The 12,133-nt window shown below is 40.3% G+C and carries 8 protein-coding genes; 3 read left to right on the top strand and 5 right to left on the bottom strand.

What is annotated here, in order from left to right; genetic code table 11:
• Positions 1-85: 85 nt before the first annotated feature.
• A complete protein-coding gene (locus Q4567_RS04660; RefSeq protein WP_216049981.1) occupies positions 86-829 on the bottom strand; it encodes a hypothetical protein in 744 nt (247 codons plus the stop codon).
• 216 nt (positions 830-1,045) lie between these two features.
• Entirely contained in the window at positions 1,046-3,289 is a 2,244-nt protein-coding gene (locus Q4567_RS04655; RefSeq protein WP_303499553.1) for an acyl-CoA dehydrogenase, read from the bottom strand.
• Positions 3,290-3,648: 359 nt separating this feature from the next.
• On the opposite strand from Q4567_RS04655, the gene Q4567_RS04650 reads away from it, so the two are divergent.
• Genes Q4567_RS04650 through Q4567_RS04640 form a run of 3 tightly spaced genes read left to right on the top strand, consistent with a single transcriptional unit; the run spans position 3,649 to position 7,943 of the window.
• A complete protein-coding gene (locus tag Q4567_RS04650) occupies positions 3,649-5,955 on the top strand; it encodes an RND family transporter (protein ID WP_303499552.1) in 2,307 nt (768 codons plus the stop codon).
• Positions 5,945-6,754, top strand: a complete 810-nt coding sequence (locus Q4567_RS04645; RefSeq protein ID WP_303499551.1) for an outer membrane lipoprotein-sorting protein — start codon at positions 5,945-5,947, stop codon at positions 6,752-6,754. Before Q4567_RS04650 ends, Q4567_RS04645 begins: the two co-directional genes overlap by 11 nt.
• Positions 6,723-7,943: a hypothetical protein gene (locus Q4567_RS04640; RefSeq protein WP_303499549.1), complete on the top strand. Its 1,221-nt coding sequence runs from the start codon at positions 6,723-6,725 to the stop codon at positions 7,941-7,943. Before Q4567_RS04645 ends, Q4567_RS04640 begins: the two co-directional genes overlap by 32 nt.
• Positions 7,944-8,016: 73 nt before the next feature.
• Here Q4567_RS04640 and Q4567_RS04635 read toward each other — a convergent pair whose 3' ends face one another.
• The 3 genes from Q4567_RS04635 to Q4567_RS04625 are packed head-to-tail and all read right to left on the bottom strand — an operon-like array spanning position 8,017 to position 12,124.
• Positions 8,017-9,312 (bottom strand): hypothetical protein, encoded by a 1,296-nt coding sequence (locus Q4567_RS04635; RefSeq protein ID WP_303499548.1) that lies wholly within the window; start codon positions 9,310-9,312, stop codon positions 8,017-8,019.
• 6 nt (positions 9,313-9,318) lie between these two features.
• Positions 9,319-10,554 carry a pyridoxal-dependent decarboxylase, exosortase A system-associated gene (locus Q4567_RS04630; protein WP_303499546.1) on the bottom strand — a complete coding sequence of 412 codons (1,236 nt, stop codon included), beginning with the start codon at positions 10,552-10,554 and terminating at the stop codon, positions 9,319-9,321.
• On the bottom strand, positions 10,547-12,124 hold the full coding sequence (locus Q4567_RS04625; protein WP_303499545.1) for an acyl-CoA ligase (AMP-forming), exosortase A system-associated: 1,578 nt from the start codon (positions 12,122-12,124) through the stop codon (positions 10,547-10,549). Before Q4567_RS04625 ends, Q4567_RS04630 begins: the two co-directional genes overlap by 8 nt.
• Positions 12,125-12,133: the final 9 nt, after the last annotated feature.

Below are 12,133 nucleotides of genomic sequence, written 5' to 3'. Positions count from 1 at the left end.
TTAAATGTCAGTACTTATAAGCAAAAGGCTCAATATTACAAATATTGAGCCTTTTGTTTTTAACTACACAGTTATTTCAAATTGATTAGGGAACCGTGGTGGTGATTTGGGCATCTCTGCGCCATTTTTCTAATTCAGCGACACGGCGAGTCAATGCGCCATTAACTTGATCTAGAGCGACGAGCTTCGCTTGAATATCACCTACTTCTCTGGCGCTATTGTTACTGCTAGATTTCACTTCCGCTAACAAAGTACTAAGTTGCGATAACTCATTTGCTTGTTGTGACAGTTGCTCTTGTAATATCGCTAAGTTAGTTGAGACAGTTGAAAAGTCACCTTCCATGACACCTAACTTCTTCTGAGTTTGACTATTTTGTTGTTTTACATTTTCAGCAAGTTGATTGATGTCAGTTTGATTTCTGCGCCAAGCTGAGGCCCAAAGCTTGTCCATTTGAGCCCATAACTCATCTGTTTTTTCCGTTAGTTCAGAGACAGTTACTCTAAGTGCACCAGCCGATTGGTCCATTTCTTCACCTGTGGCAGACAGGCGTCTTTCTAATTCTGCTACACGACTAATCGCGTTAGCTAATTCAGCATCGCTTTGCATTTTTTGTTGGTAAAGCCAATAACTTGCGCCACAAGCTGCCAATGCAATCAGCAATACTAAAAATAACCAAGCACCCGAAACACCACTTTTATCTTCCTTATTGGAGTCGCCTGATTTTTTGGATTTGGTTTTTTCTTTCGCTCTTGTGCGTTGAAAAGCTTCTCTATCTTCTTTATCTAGAACGATGTTAGGAAGATCGTTATCTAATCGCTCGTTTGCCATTACGTATAATCCAACCTTATATAATCTTGAGTTTGTGATGGGGATCGTGTCTAAATATTGATTAAACAATATTCTTTACGGATATCCGTGATGGTAGCGTTTTTTTGTGGCCGATGCTATCAATGCAGCAATTATCCTGCATCAGAGGGGTAAATTAAGTAAAAGTTAGGCAAAAAAAAGCAGATATTATTATCTGCTTTTTGAACGGTTATTCGCCTAAGCTGCGTCAGCTTGCTGGGAATCGGGCGCTTTATGTATATCCACTAGTTCTAAATCAAATGTATATTCATCTACTCTTACGGCCAATTTACGTTTGTCGTTGTAATCCATAACTAAAGCAACTTCAGCAGTGCTTAACAGACCTTTGTCAGCAAAGGTATTCACGATATGTTCGAAGGTTAAAGCCGGCACTACAGGAGTTTGACGTAATTGCTTTTGAATCTTCTTCAGAACAGGCATGGCCGCATGTTTTGCATCGAACGCTTGTTCGTTAATGTAATTTCCATCACCTACATTAGATTTCACTAGATGCGTTAATTCGCTCTTAATGCTCGATTGCTGCATAGTTGCCGCAGATAGCTGACGAACCAAATCATCAGAAATTCCTTTTACCGAAGAGCTATAAGTGTTTGTTAGTACTCTCATCAAACCGCGGGTAGCAGTATTCGGGAAGTTGTTAACAAAATTAACCAGCGCTTGTTCACCTTGCTGTAAACACCACTGAATTGCGTACTCGAAGTAGGGTAACGCTTCAGCTCGATTAGACACTTTTTGCTCATAAAAGCGTACAACAGCCATGGCAGCATAGGTGTAGCTCATGATGTCACCTAGACGTGCAGATAAAAGCTCTGCTTTTTTCAGATCACCGCCTAATACTAACAATGAAAGGTCAGCCAGTGGAGCAAGTTTTGCCGACAGTGCATTTAGCCGTTTTTCGTACTTTTTCACTTCAGGCATCGCACTTTTCGCTGAACGTGCAAAAGGTATATAGCTATTCAACATTGAACGGAACGAGTTCGCCACGCTGAATTTAACCGTCTTGCCTAACACTTTATTGAATTCGCTATCAGCCGAATTATCTTCACTGTGAATTAAATCAACCATTTCTTTTAGGTAAGGGTGGCAACGCATCGCACCTTGTCCAAAAATCATCAGGTTACGCGTTAAAATATTCGCGCCTTCAACCGTTATCGCAATTGGTAGTGCCGAATATCCATTTGCCAAGGTGTTTTGAGGACCACGTTGAATCGCTTTACCTGCTTGCACATCCATGGCTGAATTGAGTACATCGCGACCTAATTCTGTCATGTGGTATTTGGCAATAGCTGTGACAACCGATGGTTTAAGCCCTAAGCCAAGGCCTTCAGTTGTTAAAACTCGCATCGCTTCTAACACAAAGGTTTTTCCAGCAATGTCAGCTAGTTTTTCTTGAATACCTTCGAAGCGACCAATAGGTACACCAAATTGTTCACGTACGAACGAATATTCCGCAGTAGATTTAAATGCAGTTTGTGCAGTCGCAACGCCCATAGCAGGCAATGAGATACCGCGGCCGGCACCTAAACAGGCCACTAACATTTGCCATCCACGACCAATATTCTTTTGGCCACCAATGATAAAGTCCATTGGAATAAATACGTTTTCACCCCGAGTGGTACCATTATAAAAACGCACACCCATTGGATCATGACGATTACCTAACTCCACACCTGGATGGCTTTTAGGAATCAGCGCGCAGGTGATACCAAGTTCTAGGGAATCACCAATTAAATGGTCTGGATCAAATACTTTGAAAGCAAGGCCAAGTACTGTGGCAATCGGAGCTAAGGTAATGTAACGCTTATCCCAACTAACACTTAGGCCAATAACTTCTTCGCCTTCCCATGTGCCTTTAGTGACGTATGCCGCATCTGGAATTGCACCGGCATCGGAACCCGCTTCAGGGCCAGTCAATGCAAAGCAAGGGATATCTTCGCCAACACTTAACTTTGGTAACCACTGATTTTGTTGGTCTTCAGTACCATAGTGCATTAATAGCTCACCAGGGCCTAAGGAATTAGGAACCATAACGGTTACCGCAATGGCACCGCTTGTCGCAGCAATAGTGGCTACAATCGTTGAGTTTGCATAAGGACTAAATTCTAATCCTCCAAACTTCTTAGGAATAATCAAAGCGAAAAATTTATTCACTTTTAAGAAAGTGAGAATTTCATCTGGAATATGTTTGCTATTTTGTAATTCAAAATCGTCAACCATTGCCAATAATTCGGTAACCGGCCCATCTAAAAAGGCTTGCTCGTCTTTAGTTAGCTTTGCCGCCGGAATATCTCTCAAGGCCTGCATGTCAGGCTTCCCCTGATAAATTGACGATTCAATCCAAACATCACCAGCATCCAAGGCTTCTTGCTCGGTAACTGAAATTGGGGGTAAAACTTTCTTTAAACTTGTTCTTATACTCATTGTTAACACATCCGCTCATCTGACCAGTTGAGATTAATACTACATGTTTTTAACAAAAGATCAAAACAAACTGTGATAAAAATCATTGAAATAACTGTCTTTGAAAGGGAGGGGGGACGTAAAGTTTATAATAAACAATATCTTAAGTTGAGTTTTTGGCGTGACTGGAACTACCAATAAATGCCCTTTCGAGCAATTGATGCCGTTTGAGGTGGCCAAATTAGGTGTTTGATGAAGGAGTAAACTATTATCTTATACATCTACCGAATCAAGAATTTGTCGTTATATTGATGTATTGTTAGCAACCAATATTGTATGTTTGCAAAGCGACCAACTTACCCCCCTTTAGAGGATGATAAATGCGCAGTTTGTGGTTGAATATCGTTTTAAATAGACCTTGGTTAACAATTTTCTTAAGTCTTTTGTTCATAGCTGTGTGTGGCTCGGGTGTATCAAAACTCAAGTTTAACGGAGACTATATTGTTTTCTTTGAAAAAGATAATCCCCAACGAATTGCCTTTGAAGAAATGCAGGCCATATTTAGCAAAAATGAAACTGCTAATATTCTAATCGCACCCAAGCAAGGCTCTATATTTAATCAAAATTCATTAAGGTTAGTTGCTGAGATTACTGAGGATGCTTGGCAAATTCCCTTTTCCAGTCGGGTCGATTCTATCGCGAACTTCCAGCATACTTGGGCTGAATATGATGACATGATTGTCGAAAAACTCATTTTAAATCCCGAGTCTATCGATGATAAATTGATCCAGAAAGTTAAAAGCGTCGTGCTAACCGAGCCGAATTTAGTCAATCGTTTAGTCGATACTAAGGGGAAAGTTACTCTTGTTTCTATAACGGTCAACTTACCTGATGGAGACAAAACCAAAGAGACTACAGAGATTGCAAACTCGGTTATTCAATTAACTGAAAAATACAAAACTTTATATCCAAATCATGAGTTTTACCACACTGGCATTGTTTTTATGAATGATGCATTCAAGACGGTTGCGCAGGATGATGCAGCAACGCTGGTACCTTTAATGTTTTTAGTTATTCTTGTTGTTTTGGGGATATTGTTAAGATCTTTAATAGGTACCATTGTTACTTTATTTGTTGTGTTGTTCTCAATTTTGTCAACATTAGGTATCGGAGGTTGGATTGGGGTCGAATTAACTACCGCTACAGTGAATGTGCCTACTTTAGTGATGACATTAGCCGTTGCTGATTGTGTTCATGTTATTGCTTCCTTGTTGTACGAGTTACGTCAGGGCAGGGGAAAAGTAGAAGCAATACAAACGAGCATGCAATTGAACGTTAAACCCATCTTCATCACCAGCGCAACAACGGCAATTGGTTTTTTGACACTGAATTTTTCAAATGTTCCTGCTTTGGCTAATTTAGGAACATTAACAGCAATAGGTGTAATGATTGCGTTTATTTTGTCGGTTACTTTCTTACCTTCATTGTTAAGGGTAATGCCGTTAAAAACAATCAAAGAGATAAAACATAAAAATAATCATTTTGTTAATATAGGTGAATGGGTAATTAAACACCATAGAGGTATACTGCCGACGACTTTAATTATTCTAACAATCTCCATTTTTGCCTCTTTTTTAAACGAAATAAACGATACTCCTATCGAGTATTTTGACGATAATTTAACGTTCAAAAAAGCAGCTGATTATCAACAACAAACGCTAAGCGGTATAACTACTATCGATTTCGCTTTGTTTACCAATCAAGAATCAGGAATTAACGACCCTGTAAAACTAAAACAAATTTATGAATTTAGTCAGTGGTTAAAAGCAAGACCAGAAGTTGACAATGTTTCAAGTATTAGTGACGTATATTTACGGTTAAACAAAAATATGCACGGAGATAAACCGGAATACTATCGTTTACCGGAAAATCAAGAATTAGCAGCTCAGTTTTTACTATTGTATGAAATGTCCTTACCTTTTAATTTAGACCTAAACAACCAGTTAAATATTGATAAATCGGGAACCCGAATTTTTGTCACCATGCAAACCTTAGGCAGTAAAGAAATTACTGCTTTTGAACAGCAAGCTTATGGGTGGATTGAGGAAAATGCGCCTGATTTGAGATTAACTGCCGGAAGCCAAAATTTGATGTTTGCTCATATTGGTGAAGCTAATATGAATAGCTTACTCAGAGGAACTTTATTGGCTTTAGTGTTGATAAGTGTGATTTTAATATATGCGCTGAAATCATGGAAAATGGGAGCCATAAGTTTGATCCCCAATCTGTTACCTGCGGCAATTGGTTTTGGTATTTGGGGCGTATATTCTGGCGAAATTAATATGGGCTTGTCAGTCGTATTAAGTATGGCTTTAGGTATAATAGTGGATGACACAGTTCATTTCTTGAGTAAATATCAGCACGCTCGGCAACAGAATGAAAGCGCCGAAAATGCAGTAAGATATGCCTTCGGAAGTGTTGGAAAAGCACTTTGGGTTACAACTGTGGTGTTAACTTTAGGGTTTGCAGTGCTCACTTTATCTAGCTTTGCACTAAACTCTGATATGGGGCTGTTAACAGGTATTATTATAGTCGTAGCTTTAATCATCGATTTCCTGTTTTTACCCGCGTTTCTACTGATGTTTGACAAACAAAATTTGTCTGAGGAAGCCAGCAATGAAAATTAATCAAATGCACATTAGATCTCTAAGTATTTATTTAACGCTATTATTTTTGTGCACAATCGGCAAAGAAGGCTTAGCACAAACGCCACAGGAAAAAGGCTTAGAAATCGCCAAAGAGCGCAAACTCCGCGACCGTGGCTGGGAAGATTCAGTGGCTGAACTGACTATGGTTCTGCGCAATTCACAAGGCCAGGAAACCGAGCGAGCGATGCGTTTGCATGGACTAGAGAATTTAAACGGAGGTGATAAGTCACTAACTATTTTTGATGAACCCAAAGACGTCAAAGGAACTGCATTTCTAAACTTTTCCCATGCACGAGAGCCAGATGATCAGTGGATATATCTGCCTGCTTTGAAACGAGTGAAACGTATTTCTTCACGTAATAAATCGGGCCCTTTTATGGGGAGTGAATTTGCTTACGAAGATATGACGGCTTTTGAAGTTGAAAAGTATACCTTTAACTATGTTGGCGATGAATCTTACCAAGGACGTAAAATGTTTATCGTAGAGCAAATACCAGTGGATGAATTCTCTGGTTATACAAGACAAATAGTATGGATAGATCAAGAGCGTTATATCCCATACAAAATTGAATATTATGATAAGAAAAACAGCATATTAAAGACCCTTGAATTAAGTGAGTATGAGTTATATTTGGATAAATATTGGCGCGCTATGCGCTCTGAGATGTTTAATGAGCAAAATGGCAAAAGTACAGAGCTCATTACTCATCAAATCGAGTTTAAAACGGGCTTAGAGGACAGTGATTTTGACAAGAATAGTCTCAAACGGGCAAGGTAATTCTGCAGCTTTTGTGTTGCTGGCATTGTTATACGCCGGCTCAAGCTCTGCTGCCAGTGATATTGAAATTCGTGGTTCGGCAGTGATTGAACAGCGTTATTTTTTGCAAGATGCACTCTACGATGAACAGGACCGCGCAAACTTTTCTGTTTACGGTGAGGCCGAGATTTATAAGGCATTCAATGATGGTGACGACAGCATCTCTTTCAAGCCTTTCTATCGGATTGATCAAAATGACGATGAACGTACTCATGGAGATATTCGTGAGCTAATCTGGTTACACGTGGGTGACAGTTGGGAAATGCGTACGGGCATTGGTAAAGTATTTTGGGGGCAGACTGAATCGTTACATTTGGTTGACGTTATAAATCAAACAGATTCAATTGAAGCGATTGATGGAGAAGATAAACTCGGCCAACCCATGGTTAACTTTTCGTTGATTAAAGACTGGGGAACCACCTCCATTTTCGTTCTGCCTTACTTTCGAGAACGCACTTTTGCCGGTTTAGATGGGCGACCTAGGTTTGCTTTAAATGTTGATACTGATAACCCCATATTCGAATCAAGTGATGAAGAAAAAAATGTCGATTGGGCAGCTCGGTGGCAGCATTCAATTGGCATTTGGGAAATAGGCCTTTCCTATTTTGACGGTACATCTCGGGAACCTATTCTCGTCCCTGAGTTAGATGAAGAGTCGGCATTGCTTAGACCTTATTACCCGCAAATGCAGCAAGCTGGTATTGATTTGCTCGCAGTGATGGGATCTTGGTTAATTAAGTTTGAAGGGATAAGTCGCAATACAACGGCTGAAGATTACAGTGCCTTAGTCGGGGGCTTTGAATATACTACCGTGGGTGTATTTGATAGCCAATTTGATTTGGGCTGGCTGATGGAATACCAGTATGACGGTCGAGACAATACCCTGCTTACTCCTTCCCAAAACGATTTAATGTTAGGAACGCGTGTTGTTTACAATGATATTGATGGTACTGAAATTTTGTTTGGTATTATACAAGACTTAGATGAAAGCAATAGTCGTTCAGGTTTTATCGAAGCATCTAGTCGTATCAGTGACAGCTGGAAATGGCGACTTGATGCTTGGTTTTTCTCTAGTAACTCGCCTGAAGAGCCTATCTATCAATATCGACGTGACGATTTTGTGCAGCTCAGTATGGAGTTCTACTTCTAATTGCAGGCCGCCAATTTGGGCGGCTATTTTCTAATTGATTCATATTCAAAATTTCCCATAACTGTGAAATCAATTATTCTGTGATTATAACGTTGTTACGCTCACTTAAAAAGGCTTCATCTCTTGCCTTGATTCTTCCCTGTATTTTATTGTTATTAATTTTGGCTGATGTTTGTTTGAATCTTGCGTCTATCCCCATAGAATTCAATAGTGTGTTTCCAGTAATGTCAGTTGCAGCAGCTTTATTCAAATAAATACTCACATCATTGATACAGTTAAGCACTAAATTATTTACTATCTTCCCTCCAGAATGCTCATAATGACAATCATTATTTTGACAAAATTGCTTTTGTGTTCCTCCATTTCCAAATGATAAACCTACTCGAACATCTAAGTTAGATTGATAGGGTAAATGCCAAGCACAATTTACTACATTGTTACTAAACACGCCGCCAGAGCCTCCACCTTTCATAAAGCCCCCATAGGTTACTGATATTTTTCCAGTGGATTTACGCGCAAAGTCTGCAATAAAGTTGTTGTCAACACGCCAGCTGTTTCCTCCTACGACATCTATGGGCGTAGCAGGAGAGCGGGTTTTTCTATAGCTTTGATTGTAAAAATCATTATATTGAACAAGCACGTTATCGGCAAATGTTGCCGGTGTATTTCGATAATTTCCATTGGCTTTCAAAGCAGCATTAAAATTGATAAATTGATTGTTAATTAATTGTGTGTGGTCAGCATTGCCATACATATGAATAGCGTGTTCACAATACCTTTGTTCACCGCAGTCCCCTTTAAACACAATATTCTCAATACGCCAATTATTTTTGTTTAAGTAGATCCCTTCTGTATTTTGAATTTTCAATACACTGCTACCTGGTACACTGCTTAGCAAACGGATTGGCTGTTGGCGAGTTCCATGATGTCTAACCTCTAAGCGTTTTAGAATAGAATATTGGCCTGGGGCCAACAGAATAACATCACCTTTTTGTGCTTTCAGCATTGCTGTACGCAACTCTTCAGCACTCTGAACGGAATAAAAATGAGAAGCTAATAGTGACATTGCTTTAATACTGTGCTGGTCTATTGTTTTATTTTTGTCGAATCCGACCCCTGACGCTGCTCTGTCGTATGGAATAAGCGATGGCTTTGGAATGAGATTTAGTAGGAAGTCTACACTTTGTAAAATCTTTAGTCTCACCCCCCAATTTTTATGCAAATTAATATGCACATACTGACGCCCTTTGAGGGTAAGTTCTTTCCCGTAGTTGGTTTGCAGGAATAAAACAGCGGTTACAGTTCCAATTAATAACAATGAAACTGTAGCTATGAGTAATTTTTTAATAAACCGTTTATGTATATTCATTGGCTTTTAAAGTAATATTTCGACTACATGGGGGTGTCCAAGGAAGTCTTGAGGGCTTGCTGTTGGTCCATAAGCGCCAGATTGAAACACTACCAACCAATCACCTATTTGTGGATCCGTTAACATCATTTTATCGGCTAAAGTGTCCAGTGGTGTACACAAAGGGCCAACGGCGGTAACGGCCTCTGTGCCCTTACCTAGGTTCATTTTGTTACCTATTGCGACTGGATAGTTTTTGCGGATTACTTGACCAAAATTACCTGAATTAGAAAGATGATGATGGAGGCCACCATTGGTCATCAGGTAGGTGTGGCCCCGTGAGACCTTTTTATCAGTGATTTTACTCACGTAAATTCCCGCTTCAGCAACAATAAAGCGGCCTAATTCTATGATCAGTTCCAGTCTTGCCAGGCTTGGGTATTTAGATAAAAGCGCAGCGAGATTATCACCTATTGGCGCTAGTTCTAACCTTGTTTCCCCCGGAAAGTAGGGGATACCGAAGCCACCACCCAAATTCACCGTTTCAACATCAACGGGTGTTACATCAAGTAGGCGCTGTGCCAATTCAAACGTATTGTTGTGCGCGTCGATAATGGCATCTTGCTTGAGGTTTTGAGAGCCCCAAAATATGTGGAAGCCGCGAAATTGTATTTTGCTGTAATCTAACGTGGGCAATAATTCAAACAGACGCTCTTCGTCAATGCCGAATTGCTTCGGACCACCTCCCATTTTCATACCTGATGCTTTTAATTCAAAAGCAGGATTCACTCGGAAGGCGATAATAGGCAATATTCCAACTTGCTGACCTATCTCAATGGCTCGTGAAAGCTCTAGCTCTGATTCCACATGCAATGTAACTCCTGCACAGATAGCTGATTTAATTTCAGCTTCTTGTTTTGCTGGGCCTGCAAAGCTAATGTCTTTAACAGGCATCCCAGACTGCAGAGCAATTAGCATTTCTTTTTGTGATGCAACGTCAAACCCTTCAACCCATTCACACATGGCATTCACTAATGGCGGGTAGGGATTGGCTTTAATCGCATAATGCAATTTAATGGCATCGGGAATTGCTTGATTAAATTTGTCAATTTGTGCTTTTACAACTTTTTTATCGTAGGCGTAAAACACTGATTTATCGAGTATTGCTTCGATGGTGTCAAGATTTTTTCCACCCACTAAAATCTGCTGATGATCGGTCTCGAATTGATCCATGGGGGCGTGTACAGGAACTGGCTTAGACATTTTCGTACTTTTCCTTTACTTCTTTAGTGAGCAAACTGCGGTCAACCTTCCCATTGGGATTGCGTGGAAGGGAGCTTCTGAATTCGACATATTTAGGATGCATAAAGTTAGGCATGGATTTTTTACACATAGCTAAAATCTCTTTTTCGGAACGCTCTACGTTTTCTTTAAGCACAAGCAGCAGTGTAATGGCTTGGCCTAATTCTGTATCTTTTACTCCGCTGGCGATAGCCTCAGCAATATCGCTACATCCTTGATAGCAGGCCTCTTCAACTTCCATTGGACTCACTCGATAGCCTGAGGTTTTAATCATTTCATCTTTACGGCCGACAAAATATAGGAAACCTTCAGCGTCTCGCTTAACAGTGTCTCCCGACCAAACAGCCATTTCTTGCAATACTAATCCGTTTAACTGAGCAGGCACGGGTTTGAATCGTTCTGCAGTTTTGGCCGGATCATTCCAATATCCTAGACTAACATGGGGGCCTCGGTGCACCAATTCACCTGGTTCATCAACATCACATTCAGTGCCATCTTCACGCACAACCATGACTTCAGCATTAGGAATGGCTTTGCCCATTGAGCCAATTTTTTCATCGACTAAGGCAGGATCCAAATAGGTACTGCGAAATGCTTCGGTTAAACCGTACATTAAATATGGTTTAGCTTGGGGAAATGTAGCACGAATAACATTTAAGGTTACTTGTGGCATAGCGCCACCAGAATTAGTGAAGTAACGCAAATTTTCAGTTGCTTCTGTTGTCCATTTCGCTTTCATTAATTGTTGCCAAAGTGGGGGCACAGCAGCTAGTCCGGTGACTTTGTGTTGGGCCATTGCTTTGACTACATCACCTGCCAAAAAGTAGTCCATTAACACTACGGTTGCGCCACGCAAAAAGCCGGTAGTAATCTGGCTTAATCCATAATCAAAACTCAAAGGTAGCAGCGCTAAAAGTACATCTGATTGATCATTCTCAACATACTCGGCGACGCTAATTGCACCTACAACAATATTTCGGTGCGACAATACAACCCCTTTAGGTCTGCCGGTACTTCCCGAGGTATACAAGATTGCAGCCATATCATTGTCAGTGCGATGCACATGCGTTAATGGCTTAGTTTCTAAATCCGAAAATAGGCTGAATTCTATCCCTTCAATACTAAAGTTGGGTAGCTTGTCAGTTAGAATCACTCGTTGCAGGGCAGGGCAGTTTGATAATACTGGCTCTAGGGATTTGAGCCTATCACTGCTAGTCATTAAAACTTTCACGTCGCAGTCGTTTAAGATGTGTCGTACCTGGGGGCCTTTCAAAACCGAGTTTACTGGCACGAACACGCCATTTGCTCGACTTATGGCGAATAGACTAATAATAGTTTCAGGTAATTTAGGTAAGAAAACTGCAACGCGATCATGGCGTTTAACGCCAATGCATTGGAGACCTGAGGCTAATTTTAAAATATTGCTTTCAAGTTCTTCGTATGACATTTTCGTTTGTTTGAAAATTAAAGCAGACTTTTGAGCATATTGCTTCGCGGATTCAGATACTAACTCATCAAAAAACGTTACCATTTTTAATAC

It is taken from the genome of Aliiglaciecola sp. 2_MG-2023 (assembly GCF_030548145.1).
GTDB lineage: Bacteria > Pseudomonadota > Gammaproteobacteria > Enterobacterales > Alteromonadaceae > Aliiglaciecola > Aliiglaciecola lipolytica_A.
This window is presented reverse-complemented; position numbering and strand designations above follow the sequence as displayed.